Source organism: Clostridioides sp. GD02367, assembly GCF_045900275.1.
GTDB classification, from domain to species: Bacteria; Bacillota; Clostridia; order Peptostreptococcales; family Peptostreptococcaceae; genus Clostridioides; species Clostridioides difficile_A.
Map to the genome: position 1 here is coordinate 112,181 of NZ_JBJODK010000007.1, position 23,444 is coordinate 135,624.

Sequence of the window (23,444 nt, forward strand, 5' to 3'; positions counted from 1 at the left end):
TATTATTGTAGTTGTAGAATAAAACTAAATCGGCAAAGCTAGAGAAATTTAGTGACGCAAAGCTATAGGGACTAAGACTTATAAAATCAATTATAAGTTATGTCAGCCAGTTGCCAAAAAGATATATTCTTTTTGTTTTTCATGAAAGTTTTTTAGGGGGATAAATATATTATGTTTGGAGATAAAATGGATAGATGTACACATATATTGACTGCTTATATTGGTAGTCCATATGATTATTGTGATTTTATAGATACACAACTAGATGATTTTATACTAGAGTACGGAGAAAATGTGGTAGAATCTTGCCTACATCAGGTGATGATATTGGTAAGTAAGTATAATTAGGTAGGTTTTATTTTCTAGAAAGACCTTTTTAGTTTTATCTACATTTAAATAATCTTATAGTAAAAAATTTTAATATCATATATTAGTTCTACTACAATTAAACTTGGTCAATATCGAAAAAAATCTGGACAAATTTATTATAAATTAAGTAGTGATGAAATCGAAGAAATAATAAAAGGATTTGAAAATCTATTATTTAAATAAATTTGATTAATATAGATAAACAAGTCTAGGTAAGTTTATTATTAGATAAATTTAAAAAGCTATAAACCTTGTAATTACAAAGTTTATAGCTTTTTTATTTATTATTCCCACTCGATAGTCCCTGGTGGTTTAGAGGTTATATCATAAACTACTCTATTTACTCCATCAACTTCATTTATTATTCTATTAGAAATTCTTTCTAATACATCATAAGGCATCTTATACCAGTCAGAAGTCATTCCATCAGAAGAAGTAACTGCTCTTAAACCAACTAGATAAGCATATGTTCTTTCATCTCCCATAACTCCAACAGTTTTAACATCTGGTAATGTTGCAAAAGCTTGCCATATTTCTCTATATAGACCTGCTTTTCTAAGCTCGTCCATATAAACAGCATCAGCTTCTCTTAAGATGTCACATTTTTCTTTAGTTACATCACCTATAACTCTTATTCCTAAACCTGGCCCTGGGAAAGGATGTCTAAAGATTAATCCTTCTTCTATACCAAGCTCTAATCCTATTTTTCTAACTTCATCTTTAAATAACTCTCTTAATGGTTCTACAATTTCTTGGAAGTCTACATCTTCTGGAATTCCACCAACATTGTGATGAGATTTTATTGTAGCAGCATTTCCATGTCCACTTTCTATAACATCTGGATAGATTGTCCCTTGAACTAAGAAATCCATTTTTCCTAATTTATTTGATTCTTCTTCAAATACTCTTATAAATTCTTCACCTATTATTTTTCTCTTAGCTTCTGGCTCAGACACTCCTTTTAACTTAGATAAGAATCTATCTTCTGCATTAACTCTTATTAGATTTATATCAAATTTTTCTCTAAATATTCTTTCTACATCATTTCCTTCATTTTTTCTAAGTAATCCATGGTCAACAAATATACAAGTTAAATTGTCCCCAATTGCTCTATGAATAAGAACTGCAGCAACAGAAGAATCAACTCCTCCACTTAAAGCACATAAAGCTTTTTTATCACCTATTTTTTCTTTTAATTCTTTTATCTTATCTTCTATAAATGAATCTGTAGTCCAGTCTCCTTTTACCTTACAAATATTATATAAGAAATTTGTAAGTATCTTATCGCCTTCTAAACAGTGTTCTACTTCTGGATGGAATTGAACTCCATATAAATTTCGTTCTACATTTTCCATAGCCGCTACTGGACAATCGTTAGTATTTGCAACTATATTAAATCCTTCTGGAACTTTTTCTATTAAATCTGTATGACTCATCCATACACTATTTGTAGTTATACCTTCAAATAATGATGATTTTCCATAAGTTATAGCCGTTTTTCCATACTCTTTTTCTTGTTTATTACCTTTTCTTACAACTCCGCCTAACACATGAGACATTATTTGAATACCATAGCATATTCCAAGTATTGGAACTCCTAGTTCAAATATTTCTTTTGATATTGTTGGTGAATCTTCTAAATATGCGCTATTTGGTCCACCTGTAAATATTATCCCTTTAGGATTTTTTTCTTTTATTCTTTCTATGCTTGCAGTACATGGAAGTATTTCACAATATACGTTGTTTTCTCTAACTCTTCTAGCTATCAACTGATTATATTGTCCTCCAAAATCTATTACAAGTACTAATTCATGTTTCATAAATTTACATCTCTCCTTGTATAATATAGTTTTTATATATTTATTTTAACACAATACAGTCTAAATTATATTAAATCTTTTTACACAAAAAACCTGTATAGTAACTTCCATAATTTCTAACAAAAGTGAAATTACTATACAGGCTTCCAAAATGCCCTTTATCTTATAGCCAACACATAGGGAGTATAACTCAGCCTACACATTTACTTAACTAGGTCTTTTGGTATAATAATTTCACTCATAGTCAAGATATTTACGGTATCTTGGTAGAGACTCTCAGACCATATTTCTGAGCATATACGAGTGAGTTTATATTTTATATATTTTTTTCTGTTTGCTTTTATTTAATAAAGCTGAGTATTAATTTATCAAAATTTATTGCTTATGTCAATAAGTTTTCACTAAATTCTTCTTTTATTCTAAAATTTATATCAGCAAACACTTTTTTTATAGGAATATCTTCATTTTTTGCTATAGTTTTACATTCATTGTATTCTGGAGTAGCCTTTATTAGTTTATCTTTATAATATCCTAATTTTACTGTAACTACTCCATATTTTGTATCCAATTTTACAAATTTTCTATCTAGAATTTCTCTATTGTAGGAATTATATCGCACTCCAAATGTGCTAGTTTCTAAAAGTAATATTTTAATAAATTTTTCTAAATCTGATTCATTACATAAAATTGATACTTTTGTTGCAGGTCTATTCTTCTTCATATAAATGCTCTCTGTATAAATATCTAATGCTTTCTCATTTAATACTTTTTCATACAAATAAGAATAGATTTCTGAAGACATATCATCAATGTTTGCACTAATTTCATAAATTAATTCTTCTTTTTTTTTTCACCTAATACAGTTCTCAACATATTTGGTACTTCAAATTTCTTATGACCTATACCATATCCAATTTGTTTTGGAGAAAATTCAAACTCATCTACAAACTCATCACATAAAACTTTTATGATTGCAGCTCCTGTTGGAGTTGTACATTCTCCTTTTACATTATTTAATTTAATTGGCACACCTTTTAAAATTTCCATAGTTGCAGGTGCAGGTATAGGTATAATTCCATGCTCACATTTTGCAAAACCTGAACCAACAGTCACTGTACTAGCACAAACTTTATCTATACAAAGTAAATCAACTAATATAGAAGCTCCTACTATATCCACAATTGAATCTATAGCCCCTACCTCATGAAAATGTATCTTATCTATTGTAGTTCCATGAACTTTAGCCTCTGCTTCGCCAATTACCATAAATATTTTTTTTGCATTAGATTTTACATTTTCATTTAAACCACTTTCATCTATAATCTCAAATATATCCACTAAATTTCTATGTGTGTGTGTTTCTTTTGCAATTACTTCTACTTTTGTACCTACTATTCCATTCTCATTTTTTGAGCTGATGTTTATGTTAAATTCATCGCTCATTTTTAGTTTATGAATTTCCTCCAAAAAAATTTCCTTAGGTACACCTAAATTTAATAAACTTGCAAGGGTCATATCCCCTGATATACCGCTTATTATATCAAAATAAAGTATTTTTTCACTCATATATGTCTCCTCAATTTTAATAGTAAAATATAATAGAAATTAGATTTTATTATATAATTTATGTTTAATTTATATCAATATATTTTATTTATTATAGCTTATTTATCATTGCTGCTAAATATCCTGCGCCAAATCCATTATCAATATTTACAACAGATATTCCAGATGCACAGCTATTTAACATAGCCAGCAATGCTGCTAATCCTCCAAAATTTGCTCCATATCCAACAGAAGTTGGGACAGCTATTACTGGGACATCAACCAATCCTCCAACTACACTTGCAAGAGCTCCTTCCATTCCTGCAACAGCCACTATTACTCTAGCACTATCTATTTTATGTCTTTTATTTAAAAGCCTATGTATACCTGCCACACCTACATCATAGATTCTATCAACATCATTACCCAGAAATTTAGCTGTATAATATGCTTCATCTGCTACTGGTATATCAGAAGTTCCTCCTGTAGCAATCACAATTTTGCCCTTTCCTATATTCTCTATAGCATGATTTTGAATTTTGAGAATTTTAGATAACTCTTCATATTCAGCATGATTATATATTTCTTTAATTTTTATAAACGTTTCTTTTCTACATCTTGTCCCCAATATATTAGAGCCTTTTTGATTCATTTTATCAATAATTCCTAAAATATGTTCGTCACTCTTTCCTTCACAATAAATAACTTCTGGATATCCATTTCTTAGTTCTCTATGATGGTCTATGTTTGCATAGCCAAGGTCTTCATATGGTAAATCTTTTAATCTATCTAATGCAACATCTATATCTATGTTCTCATTTTTAACTTCTTCAAGCAACTTTCTTAAGTCCATAATCTCGCATCCTTTTTAATTTTGATTTTTTATCTAATAACAATTATACCTCAATTAGTATTTATGTAACATTACTTATACATAAAAGAACTATTCCAACTTAGAAATTAAAACTAAGTCAGAATAGTTCTTTATATTAAGATTTATGTTCTAAATTTTTTAAATTACATCATTCCTGGCATTCCGCCACCCATTCCTGGCATTCCTGCATCTTCTTTCTCAGGAAGGTCAGCAACAGCAGCTTCAGTAGTTAAGAAAGTACCTGCTATTGATGCAGCATTTTGTAAAGCACTTCTACTAACTTTAGTTGGGTCAACTATACCAGCTTCTATCATATTTACATATTTTTCATTTAATGCGTCAAATCCAGTTTCTGCTTCAGAATTAACAACATTTTGTACAATTACAGCACCTTCAAGACCAGCATTTATAGCTATTTGTCTTAATGGCTCCTCTAATGCTTTTTTAACTATTTGAGCACCTAGTTTAACTTCGCCTTCTAAACTATCAACTAGTGTGCCTATTGCTGGTATAACACTAACAAAAGCAGTTCCTCCACCAGCTACTATTCCTTCTTCTACTGCTGCTCTAGTTGCATTAAGAGCATCTTCTATTCTTAGCTTTCTTTCTTTTAACTCCACTTCTGTAGCAGCCCCAACTTTTATAACCGCTACTCCTCCAGCAAGCTTAGCTAATCTTTCCATTAGTTTTTCTCTATCAAAATCTGAAGTAGTTTGCTCTACTTGATGTTTAATTTGAGCTACTCTATCTTCTATAGCTTTTTTATCTCCAGAACCATCTACTATTGTAGTGTTTTCTTTAGTTACTTTAACAGATGAAGCTCTACCTAACATAGATAAATCAGCTTCTTTTAAATCATAACCTAATTCTTCTGATATTACTTGAGCACCTGTAAGTATTGCTATATCTTGAAGCATTTCTTTTCTTCTATCTCCAAATCCTGGAGCTTTAACTGCTACTACATCAAATGTTCCTCTTAATTTATTAACTACTAATGTAGACAATGCTTCACCTTCTACATCTTCAGCTATTATCAATAATTTTTTACCTTGTTGAACTATTTGCTCAAGAACTGGTAGTAATTCTTGTATGTTAGATATCTTTTTATCAGTAATTAATATATATGGGTCATTTAAAACTGCTTCCATCTTATCTACATCTGTAACCATATATGCAGAAACAAATCCTCTATCAAACTGCATACCTTCAACAGCATCTAATTCAGTATTCATAGTTTGAGATTCTTCAACAGTTATAACTCCATCTTTCCCTACTATTTCCATAGCCTCTGCTATTAATTTTCCAACTTCTTCATCTCCAGCAGATATAGAAGCAACTTGAGATATAGCTTCTTGTGTTTCCACTATTCTTGATTGATTTTTTAATTCTTCTACTGCTACTATTACTGCTTTTTGTATCCCTTTTCTTAATAATATTGGGTTAGCCCCTGCTGTTACATTTTTTAAACCTTCTCTTATTATAGCTTGTGCTAAAACTGTAGCAGTTGTAGTACCATCTCCAGCTACATCATTAGTTTTTGTTGCAACTTCTTTAACTAATTGAGCACCCATATTTTCAAATCTATCTTCTAACTCTATCTCTTTTGCTATAGTTACACCATCATTAGTTATAAGTGGAGAACCAAATTTTTTATCTAATATAACATTTCTTCCTTTTGGTCCTAATGTTACTTTTACTGTATCTGCTAATTTATTTACACCAGCTTCTAAAGCTCTTCTTGTTTCCTCTGAAAATTTAATTTCTTTAGCCATTTTAAACCCCTCCTAATAAACTTATTCTATATTTATTCAATAACAGCTAATACATCACTTTGTCTTAGTATTGTATACTCTTGTCCTTCTATCTTAACTTCTGTTCCAGAATATTTTTGGAATATAACTTTATCTCCTACTGTTAATTCCATTTTTATTTCTTTTCCTTCAACTATTCCACCTGGTCCAACTTCTACAACTTCAGCTATTTGAGGTTGCTCTTTAGCTGCTCCTGGTAAAACTATTCCACTTGCAGTTTTTTCTTCTGCTTCTACTTTTTTAATTACTACTCTGTCAGCTAATGGTCTTATTTTCATTCTTTACGCCTCCTAAAATATTAAGTATAGACTAGTTCGCCTATGTTTTTAGTTATTTTTAAATTAATACTACTTTTATATGTAGATTTATATATATACTTTTTATTTATTATCACTCTATTCAATAGAGTGCTAACAATTATTATAATATACCAATCACACATAATTTTCAATACCTTTTTTAATAATTTTTTATAATATTGGTGAAAATAATCTGGCTACAGATTCTTTAATTTTTTGTATAATACTTCTATTCTTAAATACCTCCAGATTAAGTTCTTCACAGTGACTTAAATCTTCAAAGAAATCATCTGTCATTACTCCAATAACTTCTTCATCATAGATAAATGCATTTACTTCAAAGTTAAGCATAAAACTTCTTAAATCCATATTAGCTGTCCCTGCAGAAGCAATTTTATCATCTATTATTACGACTTTAGAATGTATAAATCCTTTATTATATAAATAAACCTTACCACCTGCTCTTAATATTTCTTCAAAATAGGAATAGGATGCTATGTTTACTATCTTGTGGTCTGCAATTTTTGGAAATATTATTCTAACATCTACTCCACTAAGTGCAGCACTTTTTATAGCTTTTAGTAAACTCTCATCTGGGATAAAGTACGGTGTTTCTATATAAACATTTTGCCTAGCTTGGCATATTGCAGAAAAATAAGCATAATGAATATCTTCCCAATCACTATCTGGACCACTTGCAACAACCTGTATCATACTTTCGCCTACATTTCCAACACTTGGAAAATAGTTTTTAGTTACTAAAACTTCTTTTGTTGTATAATACCAGTCAATCAAGAATGTCATTTGAAGCATATATACAGAAATACCTTTAATTCTAATGTGAGTATCTCTCCAATACCCAAACTTATCATCTTTGCCTAAATATTCGTCTCCTATATTTATTCCACCTGTATATCCAATTATTCCATCAATAACAACAATTTTTCTATGATTTCTATAGTTCAATTTTCCTCCTATTATAGGAAATTTTGTAGGTAAAAATGCTGCTATTTCTATACCAACTTCTCTCATTTCTCGGAAGAATTTTCTATTAAACCAAAATCTCCAACATCCTACATCATCATATAAAATTCTTATTTTGACTCCTTCTTTGGCTTTTTTTATAAGCTCTTCTTTTAACACCCTACCTATATCACTATCTTTGATAATAAAGTACTCTAGATGGATATGGTCTTTTGCTTCTCTTATATCTTCTATAAGCCTTTTAAACTTTTCATTTCCATCTACAAAGACATCTACTTTATTATTTTTAGTAAATGGAAACATACCAGTCTTTAAAAGCATATTTATTACTCTTTTTCTGTAACTACCATCTTCTTCGTCTCTTAAAAGCTTATTTTGCTTTATAGATTCTTTTTCTAGTTCAACGATTTCTGTTATCTTTTCTAACGTATCAAAAAGTTTCTTTTCTTTTATATTGTTAGCTAGTTTTTGAGTCTTAAATAATTTTCGCTTTCTAATATTTCTACCTGAAATAGCATATACAATTAGACCGATTCCTGGAAATATAATAAACATCAATAACCAGGACATGGTTTTTGCAGGATCTCTATTTTCAAGTAATATAATCACAGAAATTATGGCTCCAGCTAGATATGATATAATTAAATAGAACAGAAATATTGTGCCTATTACTCCCATAATTCCTCCCCCTTAATTTTATTTTCCTATACCAAGTTCTCTTGCATAGTAAAATAAATACTGTTGAGCAAATCCAGACATATCTCCGAATTTATCAATGCCATAAGTTCTCATTTTAGGTAGACTCATATCTTCATCTATGTAGAACTCTTGCATAACCCTCTTAACCCAAACATCAACTGGAAAAGAATCATATTTTTGCATGCCAAATAATGCAATACAATCACATACTTTTGGTCCTACTCCATTGAATTTTAAAAGTTCTTTTCTACAGTCATCTGTAGTTAAATTTGTATATTCAGATACCTTATCATTATTTTCTATAACCGCCTCTGTAGTACTTTTTATGTACTTATCTCTAAAGCCTGTTTGACATGCTCTTATTTCCTCTTGTGAAGCCTTATTTAGCTCTTCTGGTGTTGGGAATGCGTAGTATTCATTACCTTCGTACTCACCTATGTACTTGCCAAATTTTTTTGATAAATTTTCTATAGCTCTTTGTATCATAGGAATTCTATTATTAGAAGAAATTATAAATGATATAAGCATTTCCCATCCATCTTGTCTTAGTATTCTTATTCCACATCCAAACTCAGTAGCCTTATTTAAATATTCATCCATATTTTTTAGCTTATTTTTTATTTCTGTATAATCAGTTCCTAAATCAAAGTAATTATACCAAATACTATTAAACTCCTCTAAATTTGTATTATTTAAATATATCTTATCATTTTCTTTTTTTACATTTAATATTCTACCCTTTGCAACGCCAGTGTATGAGTCATCTTCTTGTTTGTGCCATCTAAAACATTGACCACACTCAAATATATGTTTTGGATCAAAATCTGTTACCCCTTCTAGTATAACTCCATTATCCTTTTCATAAACATTCATAACTAAATCTCCTTAATATTTATATTTTTGCTTTGTCTATTTATTTAAAAACTTAACTTTAATATGTGTATTTTACTTATTTTAACACAAAGATAAGCAATTTCAAAATTTATAATGTTATTATTATGTAAAATAATATTTTACTTTAAATTTTCACTTAAAATAAAAAATGAATTTCTATAAGTTTATACCCATCTAAACTTATCGAAATTCATTTTTTATTTATATTATAAATTATTAGTATCATATTATTTTAATTAATCAAGCTAATATTAAAAATGTTTTTTATATTATATAAATATTTTTATTAAAACTATAGCTGATACAACTTGCACTATACCTACAAATAAACCATATAAAGAAACTTCTTTACCTTGTTTCACTAAGTCTTTTACATTAACCTTTAAACCAATTGCTGCTAAAGCTATTATTTCAAATTTGTTACTTATTTCTTTGCATAATACAGATATATCTTTTGGTATAATATTCATTGAGAAAAGTGCACAAGTTATAAAAAATCCAATTACATACCATGGTATATTTACTTTTTTCTTTTTTATCTCATCCTTTTCTTCTTCAAATATTTCACTATTAGACTGATTTTTCATATGCCCAAATACTAATACTACAACAACCAAAAATATTACTCTTACTATTTTAAAAATAGTTGCCAAATCTTTTACATTTTCTCCAACTATCGCCCCACTTGCTACAACTTGACCAATTGACTGCAAAGTTCCTCCTATCATTGCTGATGTTTTTACTAGCTCATGGCTATATAAAAATTGAGATATTATTGGAAGTAAAAACATAAGAAATATACCAGTAACATTTACAATAGTTATTGCAATTCCCTTCTCTTTGTCTGTAGCATTAACTACTGGAACTGTTGCTCCTATAGCAGAAGAACCACATACTGCGTTTCCACTTGCCATTAGAAATCTAAAGTTTTCTTCAAAACCTAATTTTTTACCTATATAAAGTGCTGCTACTATTGTTATTGTCATTTGTAACATTATAAATAAGATTCCTGAAACTTTTAAGTCTATTAGAGTAGATACACTGAGTGTCGCTCCTAATAGTACTATTGAATATGATAGCAAATCTGTCTCTGAAAATTTATAACCTTTTTGAAACACCTTTTGATTTAAGAATAAATTTCCTACAAACATACCCAAAAATATAGAAATTGATGCGGCTCCTACTTTAGGAATTAGAGTAGAAATAAATATACTAATATAACCTACTAATACTGATACAAATAGCCCAGGTAATATTTCTTTTATATTTTTTAATGTTAGACAGCTTTTATTCTTTAACATAATATACCTACCTTATAATTAATATAGTTTTCTTTACAATAATAGTATATAATTGTAATAACCATAAGTAAAATAAATATATAATATCGTAATGATTAATATTTTTGATGGTTATTACATCTAGTATAATTATTTGTAGAAAACATATAAAAAATGTAAACTTTCATTAAGTAAGGGAGGTCTAAAATTGTTTGAAGAATTAAAAACATTTGTGGCTGTTGTTGAATATAAAAATTTTACTAAAGCTGGTGAATACTTAAATTTATCTCAGCCAAGTGTAAGTAAACACATTAAAAATCTAGAAAATTATTTTAAAGTCATACTTATAAACAGGTCTATTAAACAAAAGACTATTTTTATAACAGAAAGTGGACAAATATTGTATAAAAGAGCTAAGGAAATATTAAATCTTTTAAACATTACCTATCATGATGTAAGTCAGGTTTCAGATGCTATAACTGGTCGCTTAAAGATTGGTGCAAGTTTAACTATTGGTGAGTATATTCTGCCTAATTTCTTAGCATTATTTTCACAAAAATATCCTGACATAGATGTAGAAATTTTCATAGAAAATACATCAATTGTGTCTTCTCATGTTAAAGATTATGTTTTAGATATTGGACTTATTGAAGGCACTTGCTCTTCACCTTCATTTATTCAAGAATATTTTTTTGAAGATAAGATGGTTTTAGCACTTCCATATAATAGCCCTTTGTTAAAAGACTTCAGCTTTGAAAAGCTACAAGACCAGAAGTGGATAGTTAGAGAAGATGGCTCTGGCACTAGAGATTATTTAGATATGTTTTTAAGTGTTAAAGAGATTATTCCAAAAAGTATGATGGTCTTTGGAAGTAACTATGCTGTCAAAGAATCTGTTAGAAATAATTTAGGAATTACAATAGTATCTAATCTAGTGACAAGCTTACCAGTTTTAAATAATGAACTGTCTGTCATAGAGCTTGGAAGCAACTACAACAGACACTTCTCATATATATATCCAAAGGATATAACTTTATCAAAAGCAGCAAATATTTTTATTGATGAATTAAAAATATTTAGTAATTTAAATAGTTTATAATATTATCTAGATTTAAAATCAACAATTACCAAATTTATTTATAAAGACTATTTAAAATCTACTTTCAATTACTTTTATCATATTAAAAAAAGTCTGATTTATAGGTGTAGATATGTTGTATTTCTTTCCAAGTTCACAAATATTCTTAGAAAACATATCTACTTCTGTAAGTCTATGAGCTTCTACATCTTGAAGCATTGATGTTCTTCCTTCTTTTGAATGTTCCAGTATTCTATGTAACGAATTTTCCACATCATCTTCTGTAAGACCTATACCTTTTGCCTGAGCTATAGCAACTACTTCTCTCATTGCAGATTTTGCCAATTCTCTTAGATGCTCAGAGCTTTGGAATACCCCATAAGATGCGCCAAGTATAGCTGAGGTTTGATTTACACCAATGTTAACCATGTATTTCCACCACATATCTCTTTGAATATCTTTTGATAAAACATATTCTATATTTACACTATTAAAGACTTCTGTTATTATATTAGTTTTTCTATCTTCACTATTATCTTTGTTCCCAAATACAATTATTCCATTAGTAGTATGTATAATATTATTATTAATTTTCTTAGCATCTATATTAGTGACATATGAATATACCATTTTTTCAATTCCAAATCTTTCTCCTATTATATCTTCACTATCAACTCCATTTAATAAAGACATTATTACTGTATTTTTTCCAACTAATCCGTCTAATTCTCTTATATTTTCCCTTAAATTATTATATTTCAAGCCTATAATTATAAAATCAGCCTCTTGTTTATACTCATCCCTAGTTACATAATCAAAATCATACCTTTTCTCATTTATTATGAATCCATCTTCTAAATATCTTTTCTTTCTTTTCTCATCACAAAGAATTTTAAAATCATATTTAGAATTTAAAAATTGTTCTGCGAAAGTAGCTCCTACAGCCCCTACTCCAAAAAATACAACCTTTTTCTGAGTTTCATTCAATTGATTTTTCATACTTACCCCTCCTCAATATATAATAATTTTTTTATATTATACTTATATTGTACTGCTATTATCTCTTTTTTTGTAAATATATTTTTAACAAAAAAACAGTTAGCCTTATTTGCAAGGCTAACTGTTTTTATCTTTGATTTATATTATATAATATTAGTTTTACTCTAAAAAATTTACATTCTTTAAATACCACTAAACTTAATTGAGTTATTACATCCCTAATTCTTTAAATTCTCTACTTCCAGGTTTAACAACTGGTAATTTTCCTTCTTTGCATAAAGGACATTCATCAGATTCATAAACTTGTATATCAAGCTTTATAGCACTATATATAGGCATACCTATATCATGATTAGTTCTATCTGCTATACATGCAACACCTATAACTTCTCCACCTAATGCTTCCAATACTCTTTTTGTTTCTATAGTTGATTTACCAGTAGTTACAACATCTTCAGCAATTATTATCTTTGCACCTTTTTTAACTTCAAATCCTCTTCTTAACTCCATTGTATTGTCTTTTCTCTCAGTAAATACAGCTTCCTTTCCTAACTGTCTTCCTAACTCATAAGAAACTATTACTCCTCCCATTGCTGGCCCTACTACTAAGTCTATATCTAAGTCTTTTATTTGTTCAACAACTGTACTTAGTACTTCAGCAGCATACTCTGGAAATCTTAATACCTTTGCACATTGTACATATCTATTACTGTGCTTTCCTGAAGATAATAAAAAATGTCCTTCTAATAATGCATCACTCTTCTTTAATATATCTACTACATCTACTTTACTCATATTATTTTTCCTCCATATTAATGTTATAAAATTATTGTTTATTTAGTCTATATCTTTTATTTTTTAAGTACTATTTATACTACATTATATAATTCCTTTAATTTCTTTCAAATTCTTTATTCCTTCTTTTTCCATAAAGTCATTAATTCCATCTATTATTTCAAGACCGATTTTAGGATTCATAAAGTTTGCAGTTCCAACTTGAATACAAGTAGCTCCTGCCATTATAAATTCTATAGCATCTGTAGCCTTAGTTATTCCGCCCATTCCCATTACAGGTATATTTACATTTTTACACACTTCATGTACCATTCTTAGAGCTATAGGTTTTATAGCTGGTCCAGATAATCCTGCATAGACATTCTCAAATACTGGTCTTCTATTTTTTATATCAATTGCCATCGCCTTAAAAGTATTCACTAGAGATACTCCATCAGCGCCCTCTTCTTCACAAACTTTTGCCATTCCTACAATATCTTCTGCATTGGGTGATAGTTTTATTACTAAAGGTAGTTTCGTTATGTTTCTTACCTCACGAACAACTTCTCTTGCTACTTCATTTTTTATACCAAAAGCCATCCCCCCAGCTTTAACATTTGGGCAAGATATATTCAATTCAATAATATCTATAGGTTTGTCATTTAACATTTGAACACCTAATAAATAGTCTTCTAATGTTCCACCTCCAACATTAGCTATTCTAACTAAGTCTAATTCACTAAAGAAAGGTAATTCATTATCTATAAATCCTTGAACTCCAGGATTTTCAAGTCCAACACTATTCATCATGCCAGATGGTGTTTCATGAACTCTCATACCATTGTTTCCAGGCTTTTTATTTAAAGTTAGTCCTTTACTGCTTATACCACCAAGTTTTTGTATATCATAAATGTCATTATATTCTCTTCCAAATCCAAAAGTTCCAGACGCCATTATTACTGGATTTTTAAATTCTATATTTCCAAATTTTACACTTAAATTAGCCATTAAAAATCACGTCCTCTCCCCAGAACACTGGACCATCTTTACAAGTCTTTTTATTTCCTTCATTAGTTTTGCATGTACATACTAAACAAGCACCGATTCCACATGCCATATGGTTTTCAAGAGATACCATAATTCTTGTTTTAGTACCTTCTACCATCTTAACTAATTTTTCCATCATTGGAGTTGGACCACATGTTAATATGTAATCATATTTCTCCACATCAATTATATCTGTTACAAAAGTATTACCTACTGTTGTATGGACTTCGTTACACACTTGCTTATACTCATCTTCTAATATAACATCTTCTCTAAATCCAAGATATGCGTCACAGTTTTTTATATTTTTAGCAACTAAGTATAGTGGGGCCACACCGATTCCGCCTCCTACTAAAGCTACTTTTCCATCAACCTTAGTATATCCATTACCATAAGGTCCTTCTAACTTTATAGTATCATTTACTTTTAGGTTACTTAAAATTTGAGTTCCTTCTCCTACTACTTTATAAAGAAAAGTTATTCCTTCTTCATCTATATCATGTATACTTATAGGTCTTGAAAGTACTGGATAAGTATCCCATGCTCTTAGCATATAAAACTGTCCCATCTTACCTTCAAAATTACCTTTTACTTTCATTCTATACATATCTTCGCCTATGTATATATTCTCCAGAATTTTATACATCCCAAAATCTCCTTTATTTTACTATTATATGAGAGTTATTAATCTTCATTTATACCTAAAAGCTTTATTATTAAAGCCATTCTAACATACATTCCATATTTAGCTTGTTTAAAATATACAGCTCTATCATCATCATCTACATCTATATCTATTTCATTTACCCTTGGTAATGGATGCATTACTAACATGTCTTTAGATGCTTTTTCTAATTTAGATTTATTTAAAATATAATAGTTTTTAAGTCTTTCATATTCTGATTTATCTTCAAATCTTTCTTGTTGAACTCTAGTCATATATAAAACATCCAAACTTCCTATAACATCATCTAGATTATTAGTCTCATAATATGCATGTCCTTTTATAGCTTCTTTTATATAGTCTGGCATTTTCAATTCTTCAGGCGCTATAAATACAAACTTTGTATTTTTATATCTGGCCATAGCCTTAACCAAAGAATGCACAGTTCTTCCATATTTTAAATCACCACATAATCCTATTGTATGGTTTTCTAAAGTTCCTTTTAATGATTTTATAGTAAGTAAATCTGTAAGTGTTTGGGTTGGATGTTGATTCCCGCCATCTCCTGCATTTATAAATGGCACTTCTGTAAATCTAGTAGCCTCTGAAGCTGCACCTGATTGAGGATGTCTCATAGCTATTATATCAACATAACCAGATACTATTCTCATCGTATCACCTAAAGTTTCACCTTTTGATGCAGATGATGAACTAGGCTCTGAAAAACCTACAACACGACCTCCAAGTCTGTTCATTGCAGATTCAAAGCTTAATCTTGTTCTTGTTGATGGTTCATAAAATAATGTAGCTAATAGTTTGCCTTCACATATACGAGAATATTTTGACGGATTGTCAATTATTTTTTGAGCTAATTCTAATATTTCATCTATTTCTTCTATTGAAAAGTCTTCTGGTTGGATTAAATTTCTTGATTTTAACATCTTTCGTCCTCCTTTTTTAGCCTCTCTGAACTAAAATTAAAAGTATTTTTGTACTGTTAGTAGCTTACCACCTTTGCCTTATCCTGTCAAGGGATTGCACAAATAATCATTATATGGAAAGACTACTATTTAATAGTAATATCAGTCTTAATATTGGTCAAATGTAAACCAATACAAAAACGCTCTATATTACATTTAAAATATAATCATTTTTTGTTACCTGATTAAATTAAATATAGTATAGAGCGTTTATATTTATGTATTTATCAATTTGTCATATTACAAGTTGATTATAATATTCTTTTTGCTGTAACAAATCTTGCTGTATAGTATGCTGAATTTATACTAGTCACACGAACTGTTTTTCCTGTTGATGGAGAATGTATCATATTACCTCCACCTACATATATACCAACATGGCTAACAGAACCAGAACCATTAGTTGTGAAGAATACTAAGTCTCCTGGCTGTAAATTTGCTTTACTTACAGTTTGTCCATAATTAGATTGTGCTTTAGATGTTCTTGGTATTTTCTTTCCTACTGCATTTCTATATACATATTGTGTAAATCCAGAACAGTCAAAAGTGTTTGGTCCTTCTGCTCCCCAAACATATGGGCAACCTTGCTTAGAATAAGCCAAGTTAAGTACAGCTTGAACTGCATTAGAGTTAGCTGTTGGCACATTTGAATTATTGTTTTGTTGAGTGTCATTTGCATTATTTTGTTGATTGTTATTTGTAGAATTTCCATTTTGATTAACACTTGGATTTACTTCTGGTTCTTCTATTACTGGAGCTTTATCTGATATATAAGATGCTTTTACATACCCTTCAGTTCCTCCATCTTTAACTTTCAACCATTCTCCACTTTCTTCCAACACCAATAAAGAGCTTCCTTTTTCTAGCTCTTCGATTACTTCTGAACTTTCGCTCTTATCTTTTCTTAAATTTACTTTATCAGCGTTAGTATATCCTACACCTTCAGATATATCTACATATCTAGTAGCTAACCAACCTTCTCCATCTTCAACTTTAACCTTAACCCATTCCCCTTGAATTCCTAGAACAGTAAATTCATCTCCAGAATAAGCTATGTTCTGAACTTGACCTTCTTCTCTTATCTTTATAGCTACTCCATCTTTTATCTTTGCAACTTTATATTTTACTTCTTTATATTCGCCTAAATTTAATTCAGTATTTGTTTTATCATCCTTATTTTGAGATGAATCATTTACTTCATCCGCATTTACAATTGAACTTACTGATAATGCCATAACTGATGCAAATACTGGTATTAATATCTTTTTCTTCACGATAAACCTCCTAAAATTTTCCCATAATTATCTTATGATTCTATTTTGTAGGTGAAGTGTACCTAAGGATAAAATATTAATACACAATACATTAATAAAAGCTCTATCTGTAACTTTTTTGTAAACCACTTTATATAACTTTTATAGTATCATTATATTAATAAAATAAATCAATTAGTTTATCCAATATGTCACCTAAATATACATTATTTACTTAATTATATAATACGAGTCTGTAAAAGTAAAGAATTTTGTACCCTTAGAGGCTAAAGTACGCATAAATATTGTTTTATGTGTTTTTTTATGCGTTTCTATGTGGCATATATTTTTTGAGGGAATAACTACAAAGTTGGTCATTTTGTGATTTTTTTAACTTTATGTAAATAAAAATCTACTTCTACAGTAGTAACTTTTATATAATAGCTATCTTAAATTAATTCTGTGAGAATCTGTCATAAAATTTTACAAGAACCTCTTTCACAACATCAAAATTTTAAAGATTAAAATCTGACTTATTTTCCTAATCTTTTGATAGACTGTCATAATATCTTACACCAACACCTATTGGGTCAGAGTCTTTTGGAATCACCCCCAGTTCTTCACAATTTCTTTTATGTCTTTCTCTTACACTTCTAGGAGCATCTTCATATGTAAACTCTATAGTTGTAAAAAGTCTACTCTTAATAACTTGTGCATCTTCCATATCCTTAGGTAATACATTAAAATTAATAATACTAGTTGAATTAACTTTTAGAAAAGTAATAGAAGATAATAAACACAGAGTTAATGCCATTAATATACCATTCTTATACTTCTCATTAAACATATTCTTCACTCTTTTTTTAATGTCAGATTGCTTATGTAGACCAGCTATAAATTTATTTGAAGTATTTGAACCCTTTCTCATTGCATTTAAAATTGTTAATGCATAATCCTTCTTTTCCTCTGAGCTACGATTTTTTAAAACTCTTTCATCACAATAAAGTTCACAATCTAAATCTATATGTTTATCCATTATATATACAAATGGATTAAACCAATATACTATTTTTAAAAACAAAATTATATATTTTAAATAAAGATCTCTACTCTTAAAATGCATAAGTTCATGCCTAAAAATCCAGTCTAGTTCTTCTAACTTATAATCATGTGGTGGTAAAAGCACACATGAATTAAAAAATGCTGGTGTTTCAACTTCATATGAATATTTGAGTTTTATATCTTTTTCTATATCAAATTCTTTTAATATATTTTTATAAAGATTTATTATCTCTTCATCTTTAACTTCATAAGATAAATCATTTATTAAATTTTTAAGTTTTGTATATTTAAATATAGTATAAATTAAATATATCACTACAGATACAGTCCAAGTGTACAGCAAAATACCACTAATCATATTTGATACACTATTAAATCCCTCTAAATTTAGATTATTAATATTAATATCCTTTTTGCTCCTCAATATGTTTATTGTAAAAGTATAATATGTAAATGGTAAAAATAATTTAATAACAACTATCATCCATATATAGTAATTAAATTTTTTGCTAAATCTTTTAAATAAATTTTTCTTAAAAATCAATATCAAAAGTATGCTTAAACTACTTACTATAACAGTTCTAAAAATCCCATTTAAAATGAAATTTGACATGCATTATCCCCCATCTTATCTTACATCTGAATATGATTGTTTTAAATTTTTCAACTCTTATAATCAACAATTTATTTCTTTTGCTTAAGTTCTTTCTAAATATATACTTTCTATTTTTATTATATTAAGTATATACATTTATAAAAATATATTTTTTCCTAATAAATGACTGTTTAAAACTTTATAATTATTATAAATTACAATCTATTAAAATATTATTTTCTTAATTTTTTTGATAAACTGTCATAATAATTTACGAAAACACCTATTGAGTCAGAGTCCTTAGGAATCACTCCTAGTTCTTCACAACTTTTTTTATATCTTTCTCTTACACTTTTAGGAGCATCTGCATATGTAAATTCTATCGTCGTAACAGTTGTACTACCAATAATGTGTGCGTCTTCCAAGTCTTTAGGTAATACATTAAAATTAATAACACTAGTTGCATTAACTTTCAAAAAAGTAATAGAAGATAATAAACACAGAGTTAATGCCATCAATACACCATTCTTATATTTTTCATTAAACATGTTCTTTACTCTCTTTTTAATATCAGATTGCTTATGTAGACCAGCTATAAATTTATTTGAAGTATTTGATCCTTTTCTCATTGCATTTATAATCGTCAAAGCATAGTCTTTTTTTTCCTCTGAGTTTCTATTTTTTAAAACTCTTTCATCACAATAAAGTTCACAATCTAAATCTATATGTTTATCCATTATATATACAAATGGATTAAACCAATATACTATTTTTAAAAATAAAATTACATATTTTAAATAAAGGTCTCTACTCTTAAAATGCATAAGTTCATGCCTAAAAATCCAATCTAGTTCTTTTAGCTTATAATCATGTGGTGGTAAAAGCACACATGAATTAAAAAATGCTGGTGTTTCAACTTCATATGAGTACTTGAGCTTTATATCTTTTTCTATATCAAATTCGTTTAATACACTTTTATAAAGATTTACTATCTCTTCGTCATCAACTTCATAAGATAAATCGCCTATTAAGTTTTTAAGTTTTATATATTTGAATGTAGTATAAATTAAATATATCATTACAGATACAATCCAAAAGTATAGTAAAATACTACTAATTATAGTTGAGATATTATTAAATCCCTCTAAATTTATGTTGTTGATATTAATATTTTTTTTACTTCTCAAGATATTTATTGTAAAAGTATAATATGTAAATGGTAAAAATAATTTAATAACAACTATCATCCATATATAATAGTTAAATTTTTTACTAAATCTTTTAAATACATTTTTCTTGAATATTAATATCAGAAGGATACTTAAACTACTCACTATAACAGTTCTAAAAATCCCATTTAGAATAAAGTTAGACATATATTTTTCCCCTATCTTATTTAATAGTGTTTTATAGTTAATTTTAGTTATCTCTTAATACTTTCATATCATATTTATTAATTAAAATATATATTTTCTTTAATAAATAACTATGTTTTATTATCTTATAGTTATTTTAAAGTATAATTTATTGAGACATCCTTATATTTAATTATAGCTTAGTAATGATTACTGTGCATTAAACATAATTAATTAATTTAACCATCTATAAATTTGACAGTTATAAATATATAAAATCGAAGTTATAATAGAACAAAAATACTTTTCTTAAAAGCTAATATTAAAAAATACATAAGCTATTTACTATAAGAGTTCTAAAAAGTCCATTTAAAATTAAATCAACCATAAATTCTCACCCATCTTACTTATGACACTTTAATTTTTATATTGCACAATTTATAAAGTTATTTATAAATTAAAATAAAAAATGGCCCACATTATCTGAGCCACATAATTTAAGGGCTGTACTATGTACAGCCCCTTTATATCTTAAATAATTATATCCTATTATTTATTAAGAGTAAATCTTAGTACCATCCTCTTAACTTCATAGCTTCAGCAACTTTCTTAATTGAATGCATGTAAGCAGCTTCTCTCATTGTAACATTGTACTCTTCTTTGATTTTCCAAATAGATTCAAATGCTTTAACCATAGCTACTTCTTCTTTTTGCTCTACTTCTTCTTCTGACCAGTAGTATCCGTATAAGTTTTGTACCCACTCGAAGTAAGAAACTGTAACTCCACCAGCATTAGTTAATATGTCTGGAGTAAGAACTATTCCTCTTTCAGCAAATACTTCATCAGCTTCTGGAGTAGTTGGACCATTAGCAGCTTCACAAACTAATTTAGCTTTTATAGATTCAGCAACTTCTTTAGTTATAGAGTTTTCTAATGCAGCTGGTATTACTATATCAACATCTGAAGCCCAGAACTCTTCTAAAGATATTCTCTTAGCTCCTGGGAAGTTTAATAAGTTACCATGCTCTTTTATATGATCTAACATTGCTTGACCATCTAATCCATTTTCATTGTATATAGCATAAGAACCTTCTGATTTACACCATTCAGCCATAGCTACAACAGTTCCACCAAGTTTTTCACAGTTAAGAACTGTGTAAGAACCAACGTTTCCTATACCTTGGATAGCTAATTTAGCTTTTTTCATATCTATTCCTAATTTAGCAGCAGCTTCTCTTGCAGTAACAGCAACACCAAATCCAGTAGCAGCTGTTCTTCCTAAAGAACCACCAAATTCAACTGGCTTACCAGTTAAAACACCTATAGCACTTTGTCCAGTTAATTTATTGTACTCATCAACCATCCAAGACATTATTTGTCCATTAGTGTTTACGTCTGGTGCAGGAACGTCAACTTTCTCACCTATTAATTTATATATTCCATCTATGTATCCTCTACTTAATCTTTCTAATTCACCTTGAGATAAAGTTGATGGATCTACTATTATTCCACCTTTACCTCCACCATATGGTATACCTGTTACAGAACACTTGAAAGTCATCCATATAGATAAAGCTTTTACTTCGTCTCTTGAAACATTTTGATGGAATCTTATTCCACCTTTTGTTGGCCCTACTGCATCATTATGTTGTGATCTAAATCCTTTAAAAGTTTTTATAGATCCATCATCCATTTTAACTGGAATTGAAACTTCTATAACTCTCATAGGTTCTTTTAATAATTCATAAACTGCTGGTTCCATACCTAATTTATCACATGCATTTTTTACTTGAGATTGCGCCATCTCGAAGACATTTACATCTTTTCCTGACATTTGAAAGCCCCCTTATAAATACGTTATAATTATGTATACTCCATTTAGAAAAACCATTTCCTAAATTTACAGTTTAATTATAGCACACTTTATTGCAAATTAGTATATCATTTTTTCAGTTTATTTTTTAACATGGGAGGAAGTTTATTTTTTTAATTTTATGAATGTTAATATCTATTTTTTGTACATTAACTAAAGTCATTTTCTCAATAGACTTTTTTATTATCTGTTGCATACCTTCAATTTTTTTTATAAATTCTAAATCATTGATATTTATACTTACAAAAATATTCATAAAATTATTGCAATTCTCTATATTGATTTTATTTATTCTATCAATGCTTTCAAAGTTGTATACTTCATATTCAATAATCTGTTTAATTACATCTTCATTGATATAAAATTTTCCAATATAGCTAAAGGTTGGTCTTATTATTGTTTTTTCTAAAACTACCATACTTCTATTATTTCCTTTTCTAAAAAGCCTCTTTAATGGATTTATACTAAGACCACTTGCCATACTTTTTATTTCAACTGCTGGAACAGGAATTACATGATTTCCTTCTTTTCTAGATTGTTTTGCTATTTCTATTTCATATTTAGTGCTTATATCTTGAATATTTATAAACTTATCGATTCCTTCAATTGACAATCTATCTACAATCTGATTAACCATTTTTTTTGATGTACCAATAATAAGAATCTTGCTTATATTTTCATTTTTAATTGTATCTCTAACTTCTTTTCTATGTTCCAAATTATAAAAAATAGCTCTTTTAACTGCTTCTATAGTAGTATTTGCTTGTTTTGCTGATATTCCAGCTAAAACCTTGTTTTTATATATTAAAATTCCATCATCAATTATATAATCTATATCATTTTCATATGCAAACTCTAAAGCCTTAAAACTCTTTCCTGTACCACTTGACCCAACCAAGGCATATACTTCCATTTTACATCTCCTTCATAAAATAGCTTTAAGCTATTTACTCAAAATTTTATTACACTTTATTGATTAAAATTATTATATCATTAACAGTTGAATATTATATCCAATACGAAATTTTATAAGCAAAAAATATACCACAATATGAAATTCTCTTACAAAAGACAGATTTCCTTCAAACAAAAAATTTATTGAAAAAATTTTACTTTTTTAAAAAAAGGAATATAATATATTTTAAAGCAAGAAAAACTTACTGGATTTACATTAGAAGGAGCTGGTAA

At 28.3% G+C, this 23,444-nt stretch carries 19 protein-coding genes, 1 pseudogene and 2 riboswitches; of the genes and pseudogenes, 2 read left to right on the top strand and 18 right to left on the bottom strand.

Going from position 1 to position 23,444, the window contains the following annotated elements; all coding sequences use genetic code 11:
* The first annotated feature begins 21 nt into the window (after positions 1 to 21).
* Positions 22 to 118, top strand: a riboswitch (cyclic di-GMP riboswitch).
* A gap of 53 nt (positions 119 to 171) precedes the next feature.
* Complete coding sequence (locus Q3223_RS11490; RefSeq protein ID WP_021382611.1) at positions 172 to 348, top strand: hypothetical protein; 177 nt, start codon at positions 172 to 174, stop codon at positions 346 to 348.
* Between the two features lie 305 nt (positions 349 to 653).
* On the opposite strand, the gene guaA is transcribed toward Q3223_RS11490, so the two are convergent.
* The 8 genes and pseudogenes from guaA to Q3223_RS11530 form a co-directional block, all read right to left on the bottom strand.
* Positions 654 to 2,189 carry a glutamine-hydrolyzing GMP synthase gene (gene guaA, locus Q3223_RS11495; protein WP_054268764.1) on the bottom strand — a complete coding sequence of 512 codons (1,536 nt, stop codon included), beginning with the start codon at positions 2,187 to 2,189 and terminating at the stop codon, positions 654 to 656.
* A 221-nt stretch (positions 2,190 to 2,410) separates the two neighbouring features.
* Positions 2,411 to 2,512, bottom strand: a riboswitch (purine riboswitch).
* Positions 2,513 to 2,571: 59 nt separating this feature from the next.
* Positions 2,572 to 3,755 (bottom strand): annotated as a pseudogene (gene larC, locus Q3223_RS11500) (nickel pincer cofactor biosynthesis protein LarC).
* Between the two features lie 91 nt (positions 3,756 to 3,846).
* Positions 3,847 to 4,587: a nickel pincer cofactor biosynthesis protein LarB gene (gene larB, locus Q3223_RS11505; RefSeq protein WP_054268761.1), complete on the bottom strand. Its 741-nt coding sequence runs from the start codon at positions 4,585 to 4,587 to the stop codon at positions 3,847 to 3,849.
* Between the two features lie 164 nt (positions 4,588 to 4,751).
* On the bottom strand, positions 4,752 to 6,380 hold the full coding sequence (gene groL, locus Q3223_RS11510) for a chaperonin GroEL (protein ID WP_054275615.1): 1,629 nt from the start codon (positions 6,378 to 6,380) through the stop codon (positions 4,752 to 4,754).
* A 32-nt stretch (positions 6,381 to 6,412) separates the two neighbouring features.
* Positions 6,413 to 6,697, bottom strand: coding sequence for a co-chaperone GroES (gene groES / locus Q3223_RS11515; protein WP_003420907.1), 285 nt, complete (start codon positions 6,695 to 6,697; stop codon positions 6,413 to 6,415).
* Positions 6,698 to 6,889: 192 nt separating this feature from the next.
* Positions 6,890 to 8,380, bottom strand: coding sequence for a cardiolipin synthase (cls, locus tag Q3223_RS11520; RefSeq protein WP_054268758.1), 1,491 nt, complete (start codon positions 8,378 to 8,380; stop codon positions 6,890 to 6,892).
* Positions 8,381 to 8,398: 18 nt separating this feature from the next.
* A complete protein-coding gene (locus Q3223_RS11525; RefSeq protein ID WP_054275613.1) occupies positions 8,399 to 9,274 on the bottom strand; it encodes a DNA-3-methyladenine glycosylase in 876 nt (291 codons plus the stop codon).
* 290 nt (positions 9,275 to 9,564) lie between these two features.
* Entirely contained in the window at positions 9,565 to 10,596 is a 1,032-nt protein-coding gene (locus Q3223_RS11530; protein WP_054268756.1) for a YeiH family protein, read from the bottom strand.
* Positions 10,597 to 10,783: 187 nt separating this feature from the next.
* Between Q3223_RS11530 and Q3223_RS11535 the strand changes: the two genes are divergently transcribed.
* Entirely contained in the window at positions 10,784 to 11,674 is an 891-nt protein-coding gene (locus tag Q3223_RS11535; RefSeq protein ID WP_054268755.1) for a LysR family transcriptional regulator, read from the top strand.
* Positions 11,675 to 11,725: 51 nt separating this feature from the next.
* On the opposite strand, the gene Q3223_RS11540 is transcribed toward Q3223_RS11535, so the two are convergent.
* The 10 genes from Q3223_RS11540 to Q3223_RS11585 form a co-directional block, all read right to left on the bottom strand.
* The gene (locus tag Q3223_RS11540) at positions 11,726 to 12,652 is read right to left on the bottom strand and encodes a ketopantoate reductase family protein (RefSeq protein ID WP_074178104.1); all 927 of its coding nucleotides are present in this window, start codon (positions 12,650 to 12,652) and stop codon (positions 11,726 to 11,728) included.
* Positions 12,653 to 12,862: 210 nt separating this feature from the next.
* On the bottom strand, positions 12,863 to 13,447 hold the full coding sequence (pyrE, locus tag Q3223_RS11545; RefSeq protein ID WP_054268753.1) for an orotate phosphoribosyltransferase: 585 nt from the start codon (positions 13,445 to 13,447) through the stop codon (positions 12,863 to 12,865).
* Positions 13,448 to 13,531: 84 nt separating this feature from the next.
* Positions 13,532 to 14,434: a dihydroorotate dehydrogenase gene (locus Q3223_RS11550; protein ID WP_054268752.1), complete on the bottom strand. Its 903-nt coding sequence runs from the start codon at positions 14,432 to 14,434 to the stop codon at positions 13,532 to 13,534.
* Positions 14,427 to 15,119, bottom strand: a complete 693-nt coding sequence (locus tag Q3223_RS11555) for a dihydroorotate dehydrogenase electron transfer subunit (protein WP_074178105.1) — start codon at positions 15,117 to 15,119, stop codon at positions 14,427 to 14,429. Before Q3223_RS11555 ends, Q3223_RS11550 begins: the two co-directional genes overlap by 8 nt.
* Positions 15,120 to 15,157: 38 nt before the next feature.
* The gene (gene pyrB, locus Q3223_RS11560; RefSeq protein WP_407812023.1) at positions 15,158 to 16,078 is read right to left on the bottom strand and encodes an aspartate carbamoyltransferase; all 921 of its coding nucleotides are present in this window, start codon (positions 16,076 to 16,078) and stop codon (positions 15,158 to 15,160) included.
* A gap of 290 nt (positions 16,079 to 16,368) precedes the next feature.
* A complete protein-coding gene (locus Q3223_RS11565; RefSeq protein ID WP_054268749.1) occupies positions 16,369 to 17,391 on the bottom strand; it encodes an NlpC/P60 family protein in 1,023 nt (340 codons plus the stop codon).
* Between the two features lie 520 nt (positions 17,392 to 17,911).
* Positions 17,912 to 19,045, bottom strand: coding sequence for a M56 family metallopeptidase (locus Q3223_RS11570; protein WP_407812024.1), 1,134 nt, complete (start codon positions 19,043 to 19,045; stop codon positions 17,912 to 17,914).
* Positions 19,046 to 19,260: 215 nt separating this feature from the next.
* Positions 19,261 to 20,403, bottom strand: coding sequence for a M56 family metallopeptidase (locus tag Q3223_RS11575; protein WP_223153374.1), 1,143 nt, complete (start codon positions 20,401 to 20,403; stop codon positions 19,261 to 19,263).
* 548 nt (positions 20,404 to 20,951) lie between these two features.
* Positions 20,952 to 22,217 (bottom strand): NAD-specific glutamate dehydrogenase, encoded by a 1,266-nt coding sequence (gluD, locus tag Q3223_RS11580; protein WP_054268747.1) that lies wholly within the window; start codon positions 22,215 to 22,217, stop codon positions 20,952 to 20,954.
* 127 nt (positions 22,218 to 22,344) lie between these two features.
* The gene (locus Q3223_RS11585; RefSeq protein ID WP_054268746.1) at positions 22,345 to 23,169 is read right to left on the bottom strand and encodes a hypothetical protein; all 825 of its coding nucleotides are present in this window, start codon (positions 23,167 to 23,169) and stop codon (positions 22,345 to 22,347) included.
* Positions 23,170 to 23,444: the final 275 nt, after the last annotated feature.